Here is a 20,949-nt window from a genome sequence, read left to right on the forward strand (position 1 = left end):
AATTAAGCCATAGCCTTACCCTTTTTTAGTTCAATGACCGTGATTTCAGGCATGATTCCTACTCTTCCAGGATACGCATGAAAGCCAAAACCCCTATTTACATATACATATCTTCCCAAATTTTCATACAAACCAGCCCATTGTGTATAAACATATTGCGCCAAACTCCATTTGAAATAACCCGGAATTTCTATCCCAAATTGCATTCCATGTGTATGCCCGGATAAGGTAAGATGAAAGTTTTTATCGTGATTTTTGATTTCATAATCCCAATGACTCGGGTCGTGACTCATTAAAATTTTAAAATCCTCTTTATTTAATTGCTCAGAAGCTTTAGTAATGTCACCTGCCTTTTTAAAATTTTGACCCCAATTTTCCACTCCAACTAATGCAATTTTATCGGTTCCTTTTTCAATAAAAGTATGCTCATTCAACATTAACTTGAAACCAATTTGTTCGTAGAGATTTTTTATATCTTGAAAATTTTTTTCTTTGGCTGCCTCTGAAGGCCACGTCACATATTCGCCATAATCATGATTCCCTAAAACCGAATATTTACCATACTCATGCTTTTTGATTCGGTTAAAAGTTTCGATCCAAGGATGCATTTCTTTCGCATCAGTGTTGACAATATCACCGGTAAACAAAATCATATCCGAATTCTGTTCGTTGACTAAATCTATAGCATAATTTATCTTCTCTGGATTATCAAAACTTCCGCTGTGAACATCCGATATTTGAGTAATGGTAAAACCATCAAAAGAATCCGGCAGATCTGGAAAAAATATACGCTGTTTGATAACCTTATAATTATATTTACCGACAGTCACTCCATAAATTAAAGACAAAAAAGGAACTGCCGCCAGACCTAATCCTACCTGACTGACAAATTTTCTTCTTGAAGCAAAAAAAGTTGCCTTATCATTATTCTCGATAAAATAGTTGATTGATCCCGCTCCCACTCTAAAAATATCTTCCCCAAGTAACACAAGAGCCAAAACCATTTTAGGCACATATACAAGAAGCACCAAACCCATAGTAAACATGGTTTGCTTCGTTTGACCGACTGAACGGTCAAATTGCATGAACGAATAAATAATAAATATAAAAAGCAGTAAACTAATAATTTGATAAGAGACTAAAACCCATTTGACCTTTATCAAGGTTCGTAGTGCTTGGAAAGCATAGAGTTCAATAACAAGGAGGACAATACATAATAAAAGTATTCGAAGAATCATTTTTATAAAATTTTAGACAAAATAACAAATTAAGAGAACACTATGCGTTTTTATTAGTCTAAATTTAACTAAAATTACACCAAATCAATTTAAAACGACTTTTTTTTATAAAAAAAGCTGATAAATTACTTTATCAGCTTTGCTTAAATTAAAACTATTGTTTTCCTAACTACCTTTTATAATTACTTTTTCAGTTTACGTTAGTGAAACAAAAGTGTCAATTATTTTTTTGCTTTTGTAGCTTCCATTTTAGTTGGTTCCGCTTTAGTAATTTTAGCAGCTTTCTCTGCTTTTTTTGCTGCTTTTTTCTCTGCTTTAACTTCTTTCGCTGGAGTTGTTTTTGCTGGAGCTGTTTGAGCATTTACCATTACTGTTGTTCCTAAAACCATTGCAACTAACATCAATACTTTTTTCATGATTGTGATTTTTATATTACTAATTTGTTTTTATTTATAAATCAAATGTAGTATCGCTAAATGAGGATTGAATGAAGATTTAGTAGTGCAAAAAACTTTAACTATTTTTTAAGTTTTTCCTTATTTGCGAATCGTAACAGGAATATCGTTCCTTCGTTTGGCTCTGAAGTAACTTCTATAATTATATGGTGAAAAAGCGCAATACTTTCAGCAATGGCAAGTCCTAAACCGTGTCCATCCTCAGTAGAATTACTACGTGTAAAACGATTAAATATATTCTCAATCTGATTTTCAGTCATTCCAATTCCAGTATCTGAAATAGATAAGAAATAATTAGAATGAGAAAATCCATCAACAATAGTAATAAGACCATTGTTTTTATTGTATTTAATAGCGTTTACCATTAAATTATACAGAAGAATATGGATTAGCGTTTTATTCCCAACTAACTCATAGTTATGGCGGATATCAATGTTTACAATTATTCTTTTTTCATCAATACGATCTTGCAAATCCTCATGCAAATCGTTAACTATTTCTTGCAAATTTACAATCTCCTTAGACTCGTACTGATGGTTCTCTATTCTTGAGATAAGTAATAGATTATTAATAACTTTTTTCAACATGTCAAGCGTTTTCAAAGAACCAGCAATTTTATCAACCGCATTATCATCTAATGAATCATTTTGTAGGAGGTTTTCAAATTTATTTTTCAGCAAAGCAATTGGTGTCAAAAGCTCGTGAGAAACATTGGCGATAAACTGTTTTTCTTTTTTAAAAAGGTCACTGATTCTATTCATCATTTGGTTTAAAACCACATCTAACTCTTGAAAATCTGCAGAATGCGAATTGATCGGAGTATGATCAAAAGTATCGGGTTCATTTACACGACGAATTTTCGTGTCAATAATTTTATAAAATGGTTTCAAGAGATATTCTATGTAGAATGTATCTATCAAAAATGTAACAATCATCGTAATCATTAGTACAATTAAAACAAAAAGCTTAATGATAAAAGTAAGTTCTTCGATTTCACCTAAACTACTCCCTATTTCAAGTTGATATCGCAATTTGCCGTAAAGAAATTGATATTGCAAAATCCTATAATCATCTTGCTCCCCCTCAATAATTCTGGACTCATTAATAAAAACCGTCTTATCTAGTTCAGAATTTTTAGGCAATCTAGATAATTGCAGAAATTCACTATGCAATGTGGAAAAACTGGCATACGTTTCTGTGGTATCTTTTCTAATGATAAAATCGTTAATTTCTTCCTTATCTAAATGTTCAATAAATTTTTGCTTTTTTTCCAGTAAACTTTTATTGATGTGCTTGTAAACTACTCGTTCTACCAAAACAGGAAGCATTAACCATAAAATCAAAATTACTAATGATCGGGTTATAGCATTGAATATAGTTAACTGGTGTTTAATTTTCACTCCTAAATAATTTAAGCGTTTATTCTGTAACCAACGCTTCTAACAGTCTCAAACCATTCTATAACTGCGTGTTTGTCTAATTTTTTCCTAAGGTTACGGACATGAACATCGATAAAATTTGAATCAGAATTAACTTCTAAAATATCTCCCCAAATATGTTCAGTTAACTGTAATCTGGTAATAACTCGGTTTTTATTTAATACTAAATATTGAAAAATATCAAACTCCTTTTTAGTAAGTTTAATTGGAATCCCACCATAATGCAATTTGTAATCTTGCAACTGCAAACTAAAACCATGAATATCCAGATCATTAACCGTAAAACCATGTATACGTCTAATAATCGCAAATAAACGAGCACCCAATTCTGTCAGAGCAAAAGGTTTCGTGAGATAATCATCAGCACCAAGTTGCAAACCATTTATTCTATCATCTAGTTCGCCACGAGCAGTAATGATAACAACTGCCATCTTCGATTGTATTTTCCGTACAGATTTTAACACATCAAAACCACTCCCATCTGGCAAACCTAAATCTAACAACATAATATCATAATCGTTGCTGCTAATTTCTTCTAATGCTGCTTCGCAATTTTTAGAAATTCTACAAACATAACCGCTAATCGAAAGATAATCTTTCAATTCAATGGCTAATTCGGGATTGTCTTCAACAATAAGAATATTCATAAACAATTGTGGTATAAAACTATTCAAGGTAACAAAATAATGCGAATAAAACTGTTCTAATAATTTAAAAAATAACTCAAAATTGATATAAAAAAAGCTGATAAATATGTTTACCAGCTTTTAATAATTAATCTTTCTTTTTTGCAGACGTATACATAACCTTTTTATATTTCTTATGAAAGCAAAATAGAAACATCAGTTATTTTTTTGCTTTGGAAGTCTCCATTGCCGGAGCCTCTGCCTTTTTCTCTGCTCTTGCTTTTCTGTGTTTTTTGTATTTTTCAACTTTCAATTCCTTAACAGGAGCGTTTTTTGTTGGAACTGTTTTAGCATTTACCATAACGCTTGTTCCTAATAATACTGCAACTAACATCAATACTTTTTTCATGATTTCTAAATTTAATATTAATAATTTGTTATTTATAGATCAAATGTACTAGTGATAAATGAAGACAAGATGAAGATTTACTTTCGTAAAAAAGTTTAACTTATTATTAAGGTTTTAGCAATTCTAAATCAATTTACTAAGATTTTTGATTTTAGCAAAAACAAAAAATGGTTACCAAATAAATTATTTGATAACCATTTTTTGTTAAAAAAAATAAAAAAATTTAAACCAACAAGATTTAAATATGAAGCGTAACTATTAATTAACAACTAAATTCAAAGAAACAGTCAGCACATTTCCAGTTCCTGAAAACCTTGAAACCCATGCTTCAAGATAATCATTAGTTGACATATCTACTTTTGTCAAAATAGTTCCACCATCAATATCACTTGAATTCACACCGCAATACACTTTAGATTGGCTGATGACAACACCATTTTTAGCAATATAAAAAATGAATACTCCAGCAGTGGCAACTGATGACTGAAAAGAAAATGTAGCGGCAGCACGAAAATATCGCCTTTTTGTACCTTTGTAAATTAATTTATTATCCGTACCACCATCGGCAAATCTGTATAGAGCACCTGAAGTAGTTGCACCTGCTAATTTTACAGGAGTATTTAAACCTGTAATTGTCGTTGAAGCTCCGGACCCAACAGCATAATCAAAATTTACATCTCCTGACGCCACTGCATCACCTTCAACTGGAATTCCTGAACTTCGCACGTTCCATCTATCATTAAAATAAAAACCAGTATAACTTCCAACTGTATATGCTTTTACATATCCAGTGGTATTTGTACCTGTAAAAACTACCATTTCAAGTAGTGCATCGCCAGTTATTGTTGGATTTGAAGAAACGTCTAATCCAACACTAGTTCCGTTAACTTCCGTAAAACCTCCTCCTTTTTGAATCAAGCCAAAAGTTCCTTGCAGGGTTTCATAAGTACCCGAATTATTCCCGAACCATCCAGCATTATTAATCAATAATTTGCTAACATCCTTATAAATAATTCCAGTCGTGTTTGCCGCATATTGTACAATGCTTACAAATACCAAAGAAAATCCATCAATTACACCTACATTCGAAGAACTAGCCACAATCGCATCTCTAAAAATTAAATTTTGAGTACCTCCTCCTGTGATATTAAAAACTTTTCCTGCTGTGGCAGTTAAAGTCACGACTCTAATTGACCCACCAGTTGTACCTACAAAAAGATCACCTGACGCTTTGACTAACTTGTCCTCACTACTATCCTGACCAATAAGATACGCATTATTTAATTCTATTGGAAAATCAACATTAATTGTCCCGTTAATTTCATACAATGTACCAGTATCCAAAAGATATTTACTTCCACCTCCTGCTGTTTTTTCAGCTGCCAAAACAGTTGCCAAAACATCAGTAGATTTTACACGTTTAAATTTAATCCTTCCATAGTTAGCATCACTATTAAGTTTATCCCAAGTCGAAAGACTAGTGTCATAATGAAAAAATGATTTCAAATTTGTGTCATACACCATCAATCCATCCGCTGGGGACACAATAGCCATTCTTTGCACAGTAGTCATCCTAGGTGTTAGAAGTCCTTGAGTTGAAGATGTTAAGTCTAGAATCGAACTCGCATTTGGAGTAGTTGTTCCGATACCCACTTGAGCAAACATATTTGTCGTTATTATCATGAAAAATAAGAGACAGGCTTGCAATACCTTTTTAGCAGAGTAATTTTTTTTCATAAAAAACGAATAAAAGATTAAATAAAAGAACCGAAATCGGCATTCAAATTTGTTCTACAAAAATAAGAATTACATCGGTTAAATGCTTATTTAATCGATTAACTACATATTATTTTACAAAATATTGTTAATTTCCTACAAAAAATAATTACTAATTTAAACAATAAATGATTTATTGATATTTTTCCTCTAAATAAACAACATCAATGATTTTCAATTAAATAATTTTAAATTTATTTAGATCTGCTTTTTTGCAATAGTCGTGTTTAAAAAACAAACTGCAAGACAAGAATAAGGAAGAAATATTTCAATCTGTCACTCCTTTATCTGACAAGTTTTGTACTTTTGAAAACTTTACAAAATCACAATCATGTCACAACAAAAACGCCTTTTCCTTCTTGATGCTTATGCTTTAATCTTTCGCGGTTATTATGCTTTTATAAAAAACCCTCGAATCAACTCGAAAGGAATGGATACATCCGCCATTATGGGATTCATGAATTCATTGATGGATGTGATAAAAAGAGAGAAACCAGATCATTTAGCAGTTGCTTTTGATAATGGAGGAAGCCAACTACGAAATGACATATTCCCTGAATACAAAGCCCATCGTGATGCAACGCCAGAGGCAATAAAAATTGCTATTCCGTATATACAAGATCTATTAAAAGCGATGCATATTCCTATTATAGAAGTTAAAGGTTATGAAGCCGATGATCTAATTGGAACCATCGCAAAACAGGCGGAAAAGCAGAACTACAAAGTTTTTATGGTAACCCCCGACAAAGATTTTGCACAATTGGTTTCTGAAAATATATTTATGTACAAACCCGCAAGAATGGGTAATGGAATTGAAATATGGGGTATTCCGGAAGTATTGGCAAAATTTGAAATCGAAAGACCTGATCAAGTGATTGATTTTCTTGGAATGATGGGCGATACAGCAGATAATATTCCCGGATTGCCTGGCGTAGGCGAAGTTACCGCTAAGAAATTATTAAAGGAATTTGGCACCATGGAAAATCTTTTAGCCAATACTGACAAGCTAAAAGGAAAAATGAAAGAAAATATAGAAGCCAATAAAGAGAAAGGTTTATTATCTAAAACTTTAGCAACCATACTACTGGATTGTCCTGTAGTTTTTGATGAAACAGATTATGAATTATCAACTCCTGATGTAGAAAAAACAGATGCACTTTTCAACGAACTGGAATTCCGAAGAATGGCCGAACAGTTTGATGCCATATTTAAAAAAGGCGGAACCGCGACGGCTAACAAACCAGTTGATGACGCAAAATTATACAAAAAGCCACAACCTAAAAATGAAGAACAATTCGATCTTTTTGGAAGCACAATTCCCGTCGATACTTCAGAAGAAACACGTCATCAATATTATAATACATTAGAAAACACGGAGCATTCCTACCAGATAATTCAAGGTGACTTGGGAACCAAATTACTGCTTCAAAATTTGCTAGGCCAATCATCCGTTTGTTTTGATACCGAAACTACTGGACTCGATGCCTTGCATGCAGAATTAGTTGGAATTTCATTTTCCTATGAAAAAGGAAAAGGATTCTATGTTCCGTTTCCTGAAAACCAGGCAGAAACACAAACTTTAATCGAGAAATTTATTCCGTTTTTCGAAAATGAAAACATCGAGAAAATTGGACAAAATTTAAAATATGATTTAAAAATTCTTTCTAATTATAACATTACCGTAAAAGGAAAATTATTTGATACGATGATTGCGCATTATCTAATCAACCCCGATATGCGTCATAATATGGATATTTTATCCGAGACATATTTAAAATATTCCCCGAAATCTATTGAAGCTTTAATTGGAAAAAAAGGAAAAAACCAGAAATCAATGCGAGATATTGAACTGGAAGAAATCAAAGAATATGCCGTTGAAGATGCCGATGTCACTTTGCAGCTCAAGGAAATATTCACTTTAGAATTAGACAAAACAGGTACCAAAAAACTATTTGAAGAAATAGAAATTCCATTAGTAAAAGTTTTGGCAGACATGGAAAAGGAAGGAATTCGTGTGGATGTTGATTTCCTGAAATCCCTTTCAAAAACATTAGATGACGATATTAAAATATTAGAAGCAAACATATTTGAAACTGCCGGCGAGAAATTTAATTTGGCTTCGCCAAAACAGCTCGGTGACGTTTTGTTTGATAAATTAAAAATTGGCGGACTTAAACAAAAGAAAACCAAAACGGGTCAATATGCTACGGGCGAAGAAATATTAAGTTATTTAGCGACTGAAAATCCTATTGTAAAAGATATTCTGGACTGGCGACAATTGGTTAAGTTACAAAACACCTATATAGAGGCTTTACCCAATCAAGTAGATAAGATTACGAATCGCATTCATACTGATTATATGCAAACAGTAGCTGCAACAGGACGTTTGAGTTCTAATAACCCGAACTTGCAAAACATTCCAATTCGTACGGAGAGAGGAAGACAAATTAGAAAAGCATTTGTAGCCAGGGACGAAGATTACACTATCGTTTCTGCCGATTATTCTCAGATAGAACTTCGAATTATAGCAGCGTTAAGTGGTGAGGGAAACATGATAAAAGCTTTTCAAAATCATGAAGACATTCACAAATCTACGGCTTCAAAAGTTTTCAATGTTCCTTTAGAAGAAGTGACGAGAGAACAACGTAGTCACGCGAAAACGGTGAATTTTGGAATTATATATGGTGTTTCGGCTTTTGGATTGAGCAATCAAACTAACTTATCACGCAAAGAAAGCGCTGATCTAATTGAGGCATATTATCAAACCTATCCAAGATTAAAATCCTACATACACGAACAAGTAGAATTTGCAAGAGAGAATGGCTACGTTCAAACTATTCTTGGACGTCGTCGCTATTTAAAAGATATAAATTCCCAAAATGCCATTGTTCGTGGAGGCGCAGAACGAAATGCGGTAAATGCACCGATTCAGGGAAGCGCAGCGGATATCATCAAAATTGCTATGATCAATATTCATCAAAAATTAACTTCGGAAAAATGGAAAAGCAAAATGCTATTGCAAGTACATGATGAGCTTGTTTTCGATGTTCACAATAGTGAACTTGAAAAAATAAAACCAATGATAAAACACGAAATGGAAAATGCCTTTAAACTTGATGTACCTTTAGATGTCGATTTAGGAGCGGGAAAAGATTGGCTGGAGGCGCATTAATATTGAGCATTGAAACGTCCTAAAACAAGCTGAACTTTATAGTCATCTTGTTTTAGGATAATTCAATATTCAAAAAACATACACAATTCCAACTCCTAACATTTGTTTTAGTTGCGCTTTAGGCCCTTGGGTAACCTGAGTGCCATCAACTTCTTTTTTAGATTTTATATCGTCATCATAAACGATTCGGGTCCCAATATTTGCTTTTACATATTGGTTTACAACTAAATCTAATAATAAATCGCAATCCACATCGATATTGCCAAAATTATTGATGTAATCAGAATATAAACTCAAACGGTTTTCCAGATTGATGTTTTTAAAAATTTCTTTTTTATAAAAACTGGTCATCAAAAAACCCAGTTCCGTTTTAGATCTCTTCCCTTCCATAATTAAATTGCCGTTGGCATCATAAACAGCTCTAGCAACACCAAAAGCTCCTTGATCAGCCAATCTTTGATCTAAAACTAAGGTTTTCTTAAATGTAAAAGGCGAAATATAAAACGTTCTCTTCTTTTCCTTATTTATATTTTCAGCTCCTACTCCTAAGAAAATGTATGCCGGTGCAAATGGTTTTGATATGGCAATTTCTGTATTAGGATACGAGTAACCATTTGTAAACTGAGAGTTAAAATTAAATTTTGCCGAGTGATACCAGTTTGAAATGGTGTCTTGGCGATAGCCAAATGTAGAGTTTAATTGTAACGCATCATCTGTTTTTCTGACTTCAATACCATCTTGCTTATTTAGGCCATAGCGAACAATAAGTTCATTTGACCATTTATAATTTTCTCTTGTATATACTTTTGAAAAATCACCTTTTACCAAACCTGATACGGAACTGGTACCTCCGGCACTCCAATTAACAAAAGCAATTTCAGAGATATAAAAGCCTAACGAATTTTTTTTTATCCAATGAGATAAAGGAATAAATGATCTTGTTGGTTGTATATCTAATGCCACTGTTAATGGTTCATATGTAGTTACTTTTACAAGCGTTGTTACAGGTATGAGCTCAGGTATTAGTGTCTCTTGTGAAAAGCAATTAAGTGAAATTAAGAATAGAAAGGAAAGAAGAGTGTAGGGCAGCAATTTCATTATAAGGCGGTTAAATTTCGAGGTGCAAAATAATTATTTTAATAGCTTGAAAAAAGTATTTCTAAACTTTTAACGTCAATTTTACAGTATTGTTGTAGTTCATCAACAGTTCCTTGCTCAATAAATTCATCTGGGATACCCAATATTTTTATTTTTGAAATGTAATTACAGGATGAAGCAAAATCAAGAATACCGCTGCCAAACCCACCTTTAATTACACCGTCCTCTAGTGTTATTATATTTTCGAATTTTGTAAAAATAACATGTAACAAACTTTCGTCTAATGGTTTAACGAAAGAAAAATCATAATGTGCAATCGTTTCTGGATGCTGCATTTTGGCTATTGCCAAAGTAACATTGTTCCCAATCGTTCCATTGGATAAAATGGCAATTTTAGAACCTTTTTGCAGACAAATTCCTTTACCAATTTCTATTTTTTCATAGTTTCCAAAATTTACAGATTGCCAATCAGCAATTACCCCGCGACCACGAGGATATCTAATCGAAATAGGATTACTTAACCCTAATTGTGCCGTGTATAGAATATTTTGTAATCCGATTTCATTCAACGGGGAATAAATAATCATATTTGGAATGCAGCGTAAATAAGCTAAATCAAAAACTCCGTGATGCGTTGCGCCATCTTCGCCCACTAATCCTGCCCTATCCAAACAAAAAATAACAGGTAAATTTTGCAAAGCTACATCGTGTATGACTTGGTCGTATGCTCTTTGCAAAAAAGTGGAATAGATATTACAAAAAACAATCATACCCTGCGTGGCCATTCCAGCGGCTAATGTAACGGCGTGTTGTTCCGCAATTCCTACATCAAAAGCGCGCTTCGGCAGTGCGTCCATCATGAATTTCAGGGAACTTCCCGAAGGCATTGCAGGCGTGATTCCTATAATTTTTTCATTCTTTTTAGCCAAATCTAATACGGTCAAGCCAAAGACATCCTGGTATTTTGAAGGTAAATTCTCTTCGGATTTTATGTGAATTTCTCCAGTAGTAGCGTCAAATTTTCCTGGTGCATGATATTTAACCTGATTTTCTTCGGCTTGTTGTAATCCTTTTCCTTTTGTCGTAATGATGTGAAGGAATTTTGGTCCTTTTACTTTTTGTAAGCGTTTAAGTTCTTTGATAACTGCAAAAATATCATGACCGTCAATAGGACCCGAGTAATCAAAATTCAATGATTTAATCATATTATTTTGCCTCGGATTTTTTCCTTCTTTTACGGCAGTAAGATATTTTTTTAATGCACCAACGCTTGGATCAATACCGATGGCGTTATCATTAAGAATAACTAATAAATTAGCATCCGTAACTCCGGCATGATTTAATCCTTCAAAAGCCATTCCTGATGCGATGGAGGCATCTCCAATCACCGCTATATGTTGTTTATCGTAATCGCCTTTCAAATTAGAGGCAATTGCCATTCCCAATGCTGCCGATATGGAAGTCGAGGAATGTCCTACACCAAAAGCATCGTAAATGCTTTCGCTTCTTTTTGGGAAACCGGAAATACCGCCCAGTTGACGATTGGTATGGAAATTTTCTCTTCTGCCCGTTAGTATTTTATGTCCGTAAGCCTGATGGCCTACATCCCAAATCAATAAATCATTTGGTGTGTCAAAAACATAATGCAAAGCAATGGTAAGTTCTACAACTCCAAGACTTGCGCCGAGATGTCCTTCCTTTACAGATACAATATCGATAATGAAATTACGTAATTCCTGAGCGACTTGCGGAAGTTGGGCTTCATCAAGCTGGCGTAAATCGGCTGGGTTATTTATCGTAGAGAGAAGACTATTTTTCATTATTTGTAAAAAAACAAAATTACATATTTAATGTTAGAACATGTCGTTTTCATACTTTGTAATTCTCTTAATTTGAATAATATCAACCTTCGGTATAATTTTGGTTCTCAAAAAAGACTTTTTAATGGTGTCTGGTATAATTGTGAGCGATAACTGAAATTCACAATTTCTTTTTTTACCGTTCTCTTCTCCAGGGTACCATTTTGAAGAGGAATTTAAAACTCTGGTTAATTCCTCAGTACTTGTAACTCCTATTCCTTTAATAATTTTCACATCATTTAATCTTCCATCTTTTTCAATAATAAAAGAAGCTATAATTTCACCTTTTAAGTTTTTATCATTCTTAGAAACTTTAAAACTATCTTTAACAAAAGAATAAAACTTAGACATACCGCCTATATAATCTGGATACACACTGATTCCTATGCCTCCATAGACAGTATTATCTTCGTAGATGACATTAGTTTCATTTATAGTTTTTTCTTCTTTTTTAGATTTTACCTCTCCACATTTAATAGTTTTTGGTTGTTTAAAATTCACCTGATTAATTTTTGGTGGTGGCGGTAGTACGACTTGGTGTAAAGAATCATTTGATTTTGCAGGTAATAACATTCCAACTGTCATGGTTTTGATTTCAGTTGTATCCTTAATAATCTCCACTTTATCAATTTTTTGTTTATTTCCTTCTTTATCGGCACAGCTAAACAATGTTGTTCCCATGGAAATAAATAAGGCTAATAAAAATATTTTATGATATTGTGTTTGAGAATATAAAACACGACTCGGAATTTGAATTGTCACAGTGTCTAACTGGGATTTCCTGAATTTTCCGCAGATTTTGTTATTTTTGTTTATAGCAAAATAATGCTGAATTTCATCTGGAAGCATTGTTGTAAAATCGACTACATTTTTAGAACAGCTACTGCAAAATCTTCCGTTTTCGTTTGGAGACATTTTATTCCAATCTTCTTGGCACGGTTCCGGAATAGAAATTTTGTATTTGGTTTCCATATTTTTCTAATAGCAGGAATTAAAAGTAATGAAAAATAATATCAAAATAGTATTTTTGTAATTATGATAAATCCTTTCACCGACGAATATTTTATGAAGAAAGCTTTGCAGGAAGCCGAAATGGCTTTTGACAAAGACGAGATTCCTGTTGGTGCCATCATCGTAATTGATAATAAAGTCATTGCAAGAAGTCATAATTTAACCGAATTACTCAACGATGTTACGGCTCATGCCGAAATGCAATCCATCACTGCCGCAGCGAATTATCTTGGCGGGAAATATTTAATAGGATGCACAATGTACGTAACACTGGAACCTTGCCAGATGTGTGCCGGTGCTTTGTATTGGAGTCAAATTTCGAAAATTGTGTATGGAGCTACAGATGAAAATCGTGGTTTTGTAAAAATGGGTACGCAACTGCATCCTAAAACTACTGTTGTAAAAGGAGTTTTGGCTAATGAAGCTTCGGAGTTGATGAAGCGATTTTTTGCTGAGAAGAGAAAATAATTCTATTTATCCAAATGCCCTAGCCCAGATAGCAGTGGAAATCCTTTTATCCCGATTTTTAGGGATAAAAGATTGCAACGGATAGCTGGAAATAGCTCCTATAAAAAAAGATTGCTTCGAAAAATCTCGCAATGACGCATAAAAAAACCGCCAATCTTACGAAAGGCGGTTTGATTTTATTTAATAACATTTCCTTTTTTATCGTAGAAATGATATTCTAAATACGTGTAAGCGTCACGAGGTATGATTTTCACCCACTTTTTATGTTCAAAAAACCATTTTGAACGTAATGATGGAAAACCTTTACTGAGGTATGCAGCCACAAAAGGGTGTACATTAAGCACAACTTTATTGTGGGTTTTTAAAATTGTTTCTAAATCGGAACCGATTTTATCAATGATTTGAATTGGCGCTTCAATTTCGCCTTCAATATTGTTTGGATCTTCTTCTCTAGTTTTAATATTTACTTCTGGTCTTACTCTTTGTCTTGTAATTTGAACTAATCCAAATTTACTAGGAGGCAAGATCTTATGTTTTGCTTTATCGTCGCTCATTTCTTCCCTAAGGAATTCGAACAAAACTTTACGATTTTCTGGATTAGACATATCGATAAAATCAACTACAATGATACCACCCATATCACGAAGACGTAATTGTCTAGCGATTTCGGCAGCAGCAATCATATTCACTTCCATTGCGGTGTCTTCCTGATTAGTGGCCTTATTAGAACGGTTTCCGCTGTTTACGTCAATAACGTGCAAAGCTTCAGTGTGTTCGATAATAAGATAAGCCCCTTTACTCATGGAAACTGTTTTCCCAAAGGATGTTTTGATTTGTCTCTCTATGTTGTATTTCTCAAAAATAGGCGTATCATTTGATTGATAAAACTTAACAATTGATTGTTTTGAAGGCGCAATTTCTTGCAAATAATCCTTCGTTTGGTTGTACAACTCTTCATCATCAATTTGAATACCACTAAAGGTATCATTAAATACGTCTCTTAATATCGAAGAAGCTCTGTTGAGTTCTCCTAATACTTTTGACGGATGATGAGCAGTCGGTAATTTTTTACACATTGCAGTCCATCTGCTAAGCAGGTTCTGCAAATCTTTTTCTAATTCGGCTGTATTTTTGCCTTCGGCTACTGTGCGAACAATAACACCAAATCCTTTTGGTTTGATGGATTGTACTAATCGTTTCAAACGGTCTTTTTCTTTTTTGTCCTCTATTTTTTGCGAAATAGAAACACGATCAGAAAAGGGAACCAAAACAATAAAACGTCCGGCAAGAGAAAGCTCAGCGCTAATTCTAGGTCCTTTGGTAGATATTGGTTCTTTGACGACTTGTACTAAAACAGATTGATTGGAACTCAAAACATCAGTAATGGTGCCATCTTTGTCTATTTCTTTTTCAAACTGAAAGTTTTTTAGGGAGAAATCTTTTAATTTACCTGCGCTTACAAGTTTTATGAATTTCAATTGGGAAGCTAAATTGGGTCCTAAATCATGATAATGTAAAAAGGCATCTTTTTCGAAGCCTACATTTACAAAAGCAGCGTTAAGTCCGGCAACTGGTTTTCGTATTTTGGCGATAAAGATATCACCTACTTGAAAGTTGCTTTTTTCCTCCTGTTTGTGTAATTCAATTAGTTTTCCATCTTTTAATAAGGCAAAATCTACGGCTTCAGAACTGGATCGGATGATTAATTCTTTATTCACGCTGTAAATTTTTATCCGAACTTTTAGTTTTAGGTTTAAAGTTTAAAGTTTAAAGTTTTTTTTAAAAAACTCATAACTCACAACTTATAACTCACATACTGAATTGTAAGGATGGATTAAACAATATTTTAACAGGTATTGTACCCGGGGAAAATTAGCTGGCAGCTTGCAGTGTTGAGTTTGCAGTTAACTGAATACTAAAAACTGAATACTGATTACTAACTTTCGATTTCAATGAACTTTTAAAAAGAAAAAAGTAGTTTAAAACTACTTTTTCTTTTTGTGACGGTTAGCTCTCGCTCTTTTTTTACGTTTGTGAGTCGCTACCTTATGTCTCTTTCTTTTTTTACCGCTTGGCATATCTTGAAGATTTTATGATTAATTAATTATGTTATTTTGCTTCGTTATTTATTTTTACTCCTTCAACAAAAACTTTTGCAGGTTTAAATGCAGGAATATTGTGTGCAGGAATTTTTATTGTTGTATTTTTTGAGATATTTCTACCTGTTTTTTCTGCTCTAGTTTTTACAATAAAACTTCCAAAACCTCTTAAATAAACATTGTCTCCAGTTTCTAATGAATTTTTTACTTCATTCATAAAAGTCTCTACAGTTGCCTGAACATCTCCTTTTTCAAGACCTAGTTTTTCTGAAATTTTTGCTACGATATCTGCTTTCGTCATTTTCTTTCCTATTTTATTATGTTGTACTATTTTTTTGAGTTTGCAAATATAGGAATTTAAAAAACAAATATTCAAGCTAATTCATTAAATTTTAATCACATAAACTTTTACTTTTGCAGTCTAATATTTAAAGATGAATTTTTCTAACGTGCTGATAAAATGGTATTTACAAAATAAACGTGATTTACCATGGAGAAATACCACCAATCCATACCCTATTTGGCTCTCCGAAATCATGCTGCAACAGACGCGAGTAGCACAAGGAATGCCTTATTTTTTATCTTTCACTACTGCTTTTCCTACGGTTTTTGATTTGGCTGCAGCCAATGAAGAATCAGTATTAAAACTTTGGCAGGGATTGGGTTACTATTCCCGTGCCCGAAATCTACACAAAACCGCTCAATATATAGCTTCTGATTTAGCGGGAATATTTCCAGACAATTATTCTGATTTACTGAAATTAAAAGGAGTTGGGGAATATACTGCGGCCGCAATCGCCTCTTTTTCTTACAATGAAGCGGTCCCGGTTGTTGACGGAAACGTGTTTAGGGTTTTGTCCCGTTATTTTGATATTGAAACAGATATCGCGCAGGCTTCCGCCAAAAAAGAATTCGCTGCTTTGGCTTTCGAATTAATGCCAAAAGACAACCCTGCAACATTCAATCAGGCTATTATGGAGTTTGGCGCTTTACAATGTGTTCCTAAAAGTCCAAATTGTGGCATCTGCGTTTTTAACGAAAGTTGCGCCGCTTTACAAAAAAAGAAAGTCGATCAATTACCGGTAAAGTCCAAAAAGGTAAAAGTTCGCAACCGCTACTTTAATTATTTGGTTGTTGCAGATGAAAATGATAATACTATAATTCAAAAACGTACTGATAAAGGTATTTGGCATAATTTGTATGAATTCCCTTTGATTGAAACAGAGAAAGAAGAAGATTTTGATTTTATTACGGAGCGAATAGAGTCCGATTATTTTCAAGATAATTACATTATAAGTATATTAGAAGATAATGACAAAAGCATCATTCATAAATTATCACATCAACATTTGCACATCAAATTTTGGAAAGTCAATCTAAACGGAAGTATTGAAAACGGAATAAATAACACCGTTTTAAGAACATTCCCCTTCCCTATTGTGATTTACAATTTTATAGAAAAGGAATAAAATAAGATTGCAAAAATAATGTATCTTTGGTTGAAATAGGATTTGAATATCATGAATGGAACTTTAAATAAGGTTATGCTGATAGGGCATTTGGGTGACGAAGTCAAAATGCATTATTTTGACGGAGGCAACTGTATCGGTAGGTTTCAATTAGCCACCAATGAAGTTTACATCAACAAAACAACCAACGAAAAAATCACTTCTACAGAATGGCATAATTTAGTGGTACGCAATAAAGCTGCTGAACTTTGTGAAAAATACCTTTCCAAGGGCGATAAAATATATGTTGAAGGACGATTAAAATCACGTCAGTGGCAAGCTGAGGATGGATCCACTAAATATACAACCGAAATTCAAGTGACGGAGTTTACTTTTTTGTCTACAAAGAAGGACAACGACAACAACAAACAAATTCAAAGTTCGGAATCCACAAAAAACACTAACTTTGACCCACAAAAAAACGATTTACCTATCAATGATTTACCGTTTTGATTGTTTAACTAATCTTATTTAATTTGGACCCAGAGCCCAGTTTACTATTTTCCTATACCATTGATACTGAATTAGTATTTGGTTTTATTGGGATATTTGCCTTACTATTTTGTTCTGCTTTAGTTTCAGGAGCAGAAGTAGCCTTATTTTCATTGTCACAAAAAGATATCGATGTAACGCTTCAAGAAAATGTTTCTAAAGGAAAAATCATATCAGAACTTCTGGAAAAACCAAAAAAACTGTTAGCCACGCTTCTCGTTGCAAACAACTTCATTAACATTGGCGTAGTAATCTTGTTTTCATTTGTTGGAAAAAATTTATTTGCCGCTGTGACTTCACCCGTTTTAAAATTTATTCTGGAAGTAATCGTAGTTACCTTTTTATTATTGTTATTTGGAGAGGTTTTACCAAAAGTATACGCCAGCCGAAATAATATCAAGTTTGCCAAGTTGATTGCTTATCCTATTGCAGCACTTGACAAATTGCTTTCACCTTTGAGTTTGCCAATGCGAGCTGCAACAATCTATTTACATAATAAATTAGGGAAACAAAAGACAAATTTCTCTGTCAATCAATTATCACAAGCATTAGAACTTACCGACTCTGACGAAACCTCATCGGAAGAGCAAAAAATATTAGAAGGAATTGTCAGTTTTGGAAATACGGACACTAAACAAGTAATGAGTCCCAGAATAGATATTTTTGCTTTAGAAATAGAAGAATCTTTTTCAGTTATTTGTCCAAAAATTATAGAAAAAGGATATTCAAGGATTCCTGTTTACCGAGACAATATTGACCAGATTGAAGGCGTTTTGTTTGTCAAAGATTTATTGCCTCATATAAACACCAGTGAATTTGACTGGAAAACCTTATTAAGAGAACCATTTTTTGTTCCGGAAAATAAAAAACTGGATAATTTGCTAAAAGACTTTCAAAGCATGAAAAGCCATTTGGCTATTGTTGTTGATGAATATGGAGGAACTTCCGGTTTGGTTTCTTTGGAGGATGTAATCGAGGAAATTGTAGGCGATATCAGTGATGAATTTGATGATGAAAGTCTCAATTTTTCTCAAATTGATGATAAAAATTATCTTTTTGAAGGGAAAATAAATCTCAAGGATTTCTATAGAATTATTGAAGTTGACGAAGAACTATTCGAAATCAAAAAAGGAGAAGCCGAAACATTAGCCGGTTTTATTCTGGAGATTTTAGGAAATTTTCCAAAAAAAGATCAAAAAATTTCATTCGAAAATTGCCAGTTTACGGTAGAAGCGGTAGACAAAAAACGCATAAAACAAATAAAAGTAACGATTGAATAATTAAAAATGTTTAAAAAAATAATCACTTTTTCAACAATAGCATTGGTATCATTCTTAAGTTTTAGCTGTAAAGACGATGTTATACCCAAACCAGCAAGTTATTTACGATTGGATTATCCCGAAGCAAAATATGTTGGTTTTGAAAATGAATGCCCATTTGCTTTCGAAATGAATTCAGAAGCTGTCATCAAAGGAGAAAAAAATTGTGGATTTACTATCACGTACCCAAAAATGAAAGCCACGATTTATTTGACTTATAAACCCGTGAACAATGATATCAATAAATTATTACGTGATGCTCAAAAGCTAACCTATGAGCACGTGATAAAAGCAGACGACATACTAGAACAACCTTATTTGAATCCATCCAAAAAAGTATATGGAATGTTTTATCAAGTAGAAGGAAATGCAGCTACAAATTCTCAATTTTATGTTACCGACAGTACCAAGCATTTTGTTACGGGCTCCGTTTATTTCTATGCAAAACCCAATTACGATTCTATTATGCCAGCGGCAAGTTACGTTCGAAACGATATGCAAAGGCTAATGGAAACCTTAAAATGGAAATAGTATTTTATAAAAAAAGCTTCTCAATTGAGAAGCTTTTTTTATGAGATAATTTCGATTACGACTTCATATCCGAAACTTTATATGTTTTTCCGTCGCCCGTAGCTTGAACTACTTTAGTCAGGCTTTCAGGATTTTGAACCGTTTTATCAAAGGTTACAGTAGCCCTTTTTTTATCAAAATCTACTGTTGCTGTTTGCACGCCGTCAAGTTCTGTTAATTCTTCTTGTATGGTTTTGGCACAACCAATAGCACAAGTCATACCTTCTACTTTAAAACTTGCTGTTTGCAAATTAGCAGCTGCAATTTCTTTTTTAACTTTAGGCGCAGTAGTTTCTGTTGTGGCTATACCCGTTTTAGTAGTTTCTGAATTATTTTTACAGCTTATAAACAAAAGACTTGCAATTACTACCGCCGCTATTGATTTTGTGAAATTCATTTTATGAGATTTAAATTAATTACCTAATAATCATTTGCAAAATTAATGAAAAAAAAGGAACCGTAATTCATAAAATTATTACAATTTTGGGGCAAATTTAGATTTATGAATGCACGACAATTGAAATGGGTTTACCTGATGATTCTTGCCTTGATTTGGGGAAGTTCATTTATATTAATAAAAAAAGGATTGGTAGGATTAAGCGCTTTGCAGTTGGGTTCGTTGCGAATCCTATTTGCAGCCATTTTTCTGTTATTGATAGGCTTTAAAAGTTTAACAAAAATCCCAAAAGAAAAATGGAAATATATCGCACTTACTTCACTGTTTGGGACATTCATCCCGGCCTATCTTTTCGCTATTGCGGAAACAGAAATAGACAGCTCCATAACCGCCATTCTTAATTCCTTGACCCCATTAAACACGTTGATTTTGGGAGCTATAGTTTTCGGAATAAATTTCAAAAGAAGTCAGGTTTGGGGAGTTTTCATAGGACTTGTGGGAAGTATGCTTTTGGTTTTCAATGGAGCCATAAACCACCCGGAACAAAACTATTACTATGCCATTTTGGTTATAATCGCTTCTATCTGTTATGCTGTTAATGTCAATTTGCTAAAAAAATATTTACATGATTTGAGTCCGTTGAGTATTACTACAGGAAATTTTGCTTTTTTAGTTATACCCACTTTTCTCATTTTATCTTTTTCTGGCTTCTTCGAAGTAGTTCATGTGGCCAAAGTGCAACATTCGATTTTGTTCATTATGATTTTAGGAGTTTTAGGAACTGGAATCGCGAATATTCTTTTCTTTAAACTGATACAAATGTCTTCGCCTGTTTTTGCTACATCGGTAACGTATTTGATCCCAATAGTTGCTTTCTTTTGGGGATTATTAGACAATGAAATGCTAACTTCTGTTCAGTTTTTCGGAGCATTTATTGTTCTGATCGGCGTTTATTTATCAGCCAAAAAATAACATCTGGTATAAAAAGGATATATTATAAAACAAGAAAGGCT

The 20,949-nt window shown here is 33.3% G+C and carries 19 protein-coding genes; 7 read left to right on the forward strand and 12 right to left on the reverse strand.

Annotation, left to right across the window (positions count from 1 at the left end; translation table 11 throughout):
- Nucleotides 1-2: 2 nt before the first annotated feature.
- From BUC23_RS01900 to BUC23_RS01925, 6 genes are all read right to left on the reverse strand, one after another.
- Nucleotides 3-1,238, reverse strand: a complete 1,236-nt coding sequence (locus BUC23_RS01900; RefSeq protein ID WP_073204517.1) for a metallophosphoesterase — start codon at nucleotides 1,236-1,238, stop codon at nucleotides 3-5.
- Nucleotides 1,239-1,459: 221 nt separating this feature from the next.
- Complete coding sequence (locus BUC23_RS01905) at nucleotides 1,460-1,654, reverse strand: hypothetical protein (protein ID WP_073204520.1); 195 nt, start codon at nucleotides 1,652-1,654, stop codon at nucleotides 1,460-1,462.
- 101 nt (nucleotides 1,655-1,755) lie between these two features.
- Entirely contained in the window at nucleotides 1,756-3,093 is a 1,338-nt protein-coding gene (locus BUC23_RS01910) for a sensor histidine kinase (RefSeq protein WP_244153757.1), read from the reverse strand.
- A gap of 11 nt (nucleotides 3,094-3,104) precedes the next feature.
- Nucleotides 3,105-3,806, reverse strand: coding sequence for a response regulator transcription factor (locus tag BUC23_RS01915; protein ID WP_244153758.1), 702 nt, complete (start codon nucleotides 3,804-3,806; stop codon nucleotides 3,105-3,107).
- A 172-nt stretch (nucleotides 3,807-3,978) separates the two neighbouring features.
- Nucleotides 3,979-4,167 (reverse strand): hypothetical protein, encoded by a 189-nt coding sequence (locus BUC23_RS01920; RefSeq protein ID WP_073204532.1) that lies wholly within the window; start codon nucleotides 4,165-4,167, stop codon nucleotides 3,979-3,981.
- Between the two features lie 258 nt (nucleotides 4,168-4,425).
- Nucleotides 4,426-5,904 (reverse strand): hypothetical protein, encoded by a 1,479-nt coding sequence (locus BUC23_RS01925; protein ID WP_073204535.1) that lies wholly within the window; start codon nucleotides 5,902-5,904, stop codon nucleotides 4,426-4,428.
- A gap of 370 nt (nucleotides 5,905-6,274) precedes the next feature.
- Between BUC23_RS01925 and polA the strand changes: the two genes are divergently transcribed.
- Entirely contained in the window at nucleotides 6,275-9,115 is a 2,841-nt protein-coding gene (polA, locus tag BUC23_RS01930; RefSeq protein ID WP_073204537.1) for a DNA polymerase I, read from the forward strand.
- Nucleotides 9,116-9,184: 69 nt separating this feature from the next.
- On the opposite strand, the gene BUC23_RS01935 is transcribed toward polA, so the two are convergent.
- The 3 genes from BUC23_RS01935 to BUC23_RS01945 are packed head-to-tail and all read right to left on the reverse strand — an operon-like array spanning nucleotide 9,185 to nucleotide 13,044.
- Complete coding sequence (locus BUC23_RS01935; protein ID WP_073204541.1) at nucleotides 9,185-10,213, reverse strand: DUF3078 domain-containing protein; 1,029 nt, start codon at nucleotides 10,211-10,213, stop codon at nucleotides 9,185-9,187.
- Between the two features lie 38 nt (nucleotides 10,214-10,251).
- Nucleotides 10,252-12,033, reverse strand: a complete 1,782-nt coding sequence (locus BUC23_RS01940; protein ID WP_073204544.1) for a 1-deoxy-D-xylulose-5-phosphate synthase — start codon at nucleotides 12,031-12,033, stop codon at nucleotides 10,252-10,254.
- A gap of 33 nt (nucleotides 12,034-12,066) precedes the next feature.
- Nucleotides 12,067-13,044 (reverse strand): energy transducer TonB, encoded by a 978-nt coding sequence (locus tag BUC23_RS01945; RefSeq protein ID WP_073204547.1) that lies wholly within the window; start codon nucleotides 13,042-13,044, stop codon nucleotides 12,067-12,069.
- 63 nt (nucleotides 13,045-13,107) lie between these two features.
- Here BUC23_RS01945 and BUC23_RS01950 point away from each other — a divergent pair, with 63 nt between their 5' ends.
- A complete protein-coding gene (locus BUC23_RS01950) occupies nucleotides 13,108-13,551 on the forward strand; it encodes a nucleoside deaminase (protein ID WP_073204550.1) in 444 nt (147 codons plus the stop codon).
- Nucleotides 13,552-13,727: 176 nt separating this feature from the next.
- On the opposite strand, the gene BUC23_RS01955 is transcribed toward BUC23_RS01950, so the two are convergent.
- Entirely contained in the window at nucleotides 13,728-15,269 is a 1,542-nt protein-coding gene (locus BUC23_RS01955) for an Rne/Rng family ribonuclease (RefSeq protein ID WP_073204553.1), read from the reverse strand.
- A 391-nt stretch (nucleotides 15,270-15,660) separates the two neighbouring features.
- On the reverse strand, nucleotides 15,661-15,981 hold the full coding sequence (locus tag BUC23_RS01960; protein WP_262710382.1) for an HU family DNA-binding protein: 321 nt from the start codon (nucleotides 15,979-15,981) through the stop codon (nucleotides 15,661-15,663).
- Between the two features lie 103 nt (nucleotides 15,982-16,084).
- Between BUC23_RS01960 and mutY the strand changes: the two genes are divergently transcribed.
- Genes mutY through gldD form a run of 4 tightly spaced genes read left to right on the forward strand, consistent with a single transcriptional unit; the run spans nucleotide 16,085 to nucleotide 19,500 of the window.
- The gene (mutY, locus tag BUC23_RS01965) at nucleotides 16,085-17,119 is read left to right on the forward strand and encodes an A/G-specific adenine glycosylase (protein ID WP_073204558.1); all 1,035 of its coding nucleotides are present in this window, start codon (nucleotides 16,085-16,087) and stop codon (nucleotides 17,117-17,119) included.
- 51 nt (nucleotides 17,120-17,170) lie between these two features.
- Nucleotides 17,171-17,611 carry a single-stranded DNA-binding protein gene (locus BUC23_RS01970; protein ID WP_073204561.1) on the forward strand — a complete coding sequence of 147 codons (441 nt, stop codon included), beginning with the start codon at nucleotides 17,171-17,173 and terminating at the stop codon, nucleotides 17,609-17,611.
- A 23-nt stretch (nucleotides 17,612-17,634) separates the two neighbouring features.
- Entirely contained in the window at nucleotides 17,635-18,930 is a 1,296-nt protein-coding gene (locus tag BUC23_RS01975; protein WP_073204564.1) for a gliding motility-associated protein GldE, read from the forward strand.
- A gap of 6 nt (nucleotides 18,931-18,936) precedes the next feature.
- Nucleotides 18,937-19,500, forward strand: a complete 564-nt coding sequence (gldD, locus tag BUC23_RS01980; protein ID WP_073204569.1) for a gliding motility lipoprotein GldD — start codon at nucleotides 18,937-18,939, stop codon at nucleotides 19,498-19,500.
- Between the two features lie 55 nt (nucleotides 19,501-19,555).
- Here the strand turns inward: gldD and BUC23_RS01985 are convergent, their stop codons facing one another.
- Complete coding sequence (locus BUC23_RS01985; protein ID WP_073204572.1) at nucleotides 19,556-19,936, reverse strand: heavy-metal-associated domain-containing protein; 381 nt, start codon at nucleotides 19,934-19,936, stop codon at nucleotides 19,556-19,558.
- 105 nt (nucleotides 19,937-20,041) lie between these two features.
- Here BUC23_RS01985 and BUC23_RS01990 point away from each other — a divergent pair, with 105 nt between their 5' ends.
- Nucleotides 20,042-20,908: a DMT family transporter gene (locus tag BUC23_RS01990; protein WP_073204575.1), complete on the forward strand. Its 867-nt coding sequence runs from the start codon at nucleotides 20,042-20,044 to the stop codon at nucleotides 20,906-20,908.
- Nucleotides 20,909-20,949: the final 41 nt, after the last annotated feature.

The organism is Flavobacterium xinjiangense, from assembly GCF_900142885.1.
GTDB classification, from domain to species: Bacteria; Bacteroidota; Bacteroidia; order Flavobacteriales; family Flavobacteriaceae; genus Flavobacterium; species Flavobacterium xinjiangense.

Bases quoted from the DNA above. Each gene is read 5' to 3' on its own strand.
- gldD (WP_073204569.1), top strand. From the start codon at position 18,937: ATGTTTAAAAAAATAATCACTTTTTCAACAATAGCATTGGTATCATTC.
- BUC23_RS01950 (WP_073204550.1), top strand. From the start codon at position 13,108: ATGATAAATCCTTTCACCGACGAATATTTTATGAAGAAAGCTTTGCAG.
- BUC23_RS01990 (WP_073204575.1), top strand. From the start codon at position 20,042: ATGAATGCACGACAATTGAAATGGGTTTACCTGATGATTCTTGCCTTG.
- BUC23_RS01970 (WP_073204561.1), top strand. From the start codon at position 17,171: ATGAATGGAACTTTAAATAAGGTTATGCTGATAGGGCATTTGGGTGAC.
- mutY (WP_073204558.1), top strand. From the start codon at position 16,085: ATGAATTTTTCTAACGTGCTGATAAAATGGTATTTACAAAATAAACGT.
- BUC23_RS01900 (WP_073204517.1), bottom strand. From the start codon at position 1,238: ATGATTCTTCGAATACTTTTATTATGTATTGTCCTCCTTGTTATTGAA.
- BUC23_RS01935 (WP_073204541.1), bottom strand. From the start codon at position 10,213: ATGAAATTGCTGCCCTACACTCTTCTTTCCTTTCTATTCTTAATTTCA.
- BUC23_RS01905 (WP_073204520.1), bottom strand. From the start codon at position 1,654: ATGAAAAAAGTATTGATGTTAGTTGCAATGGTTTTAGGAACAACAGTA.
- BUC23_RS01985 (WP_073204572.1), bottom strand. From the start codon at position 19,936: ATGAATTTCACAAAATCAATAGCGGCGGTAGTAATTGCAAGTCTTTTG.
- BUC23_RS01925 (WP_073204535.1), bottom strand. From the start codon at position 5,904: ATGAAAAAAAATTACTCTGCTAAAAAGGTATTGCAAGCCTGTCTCTTA.
- polA (WP_073204537.1), top strand. From the start codon at position 6,275: ATGTCACAACAAAAACGCCTTTTCCTTCTTGATGCTTATGCTTTAATC.
- BUC23_RS01940 (WP_073204544.1), bottom strand. From the start codon at position 12,033: ATGAAAAATAGTCTTCTCTCTACGATAAATAACCCAGCCGATTTACGC.
- BUC23_RS01920 (WP_073204532.1), bottom strand. From the start codon at position 4,167: ATGAAAAAAGTATTGATGTTAGTTGCAGTATTATTAGGAACAAGCGTT.
- BUC23_RS01945 (WP_073204547.1), bottom strand. From the start codon at position 13,044: ATGGAAACCAAATACAAAATTTCTATTCCGGAACCGTGCCAAGAAGAT.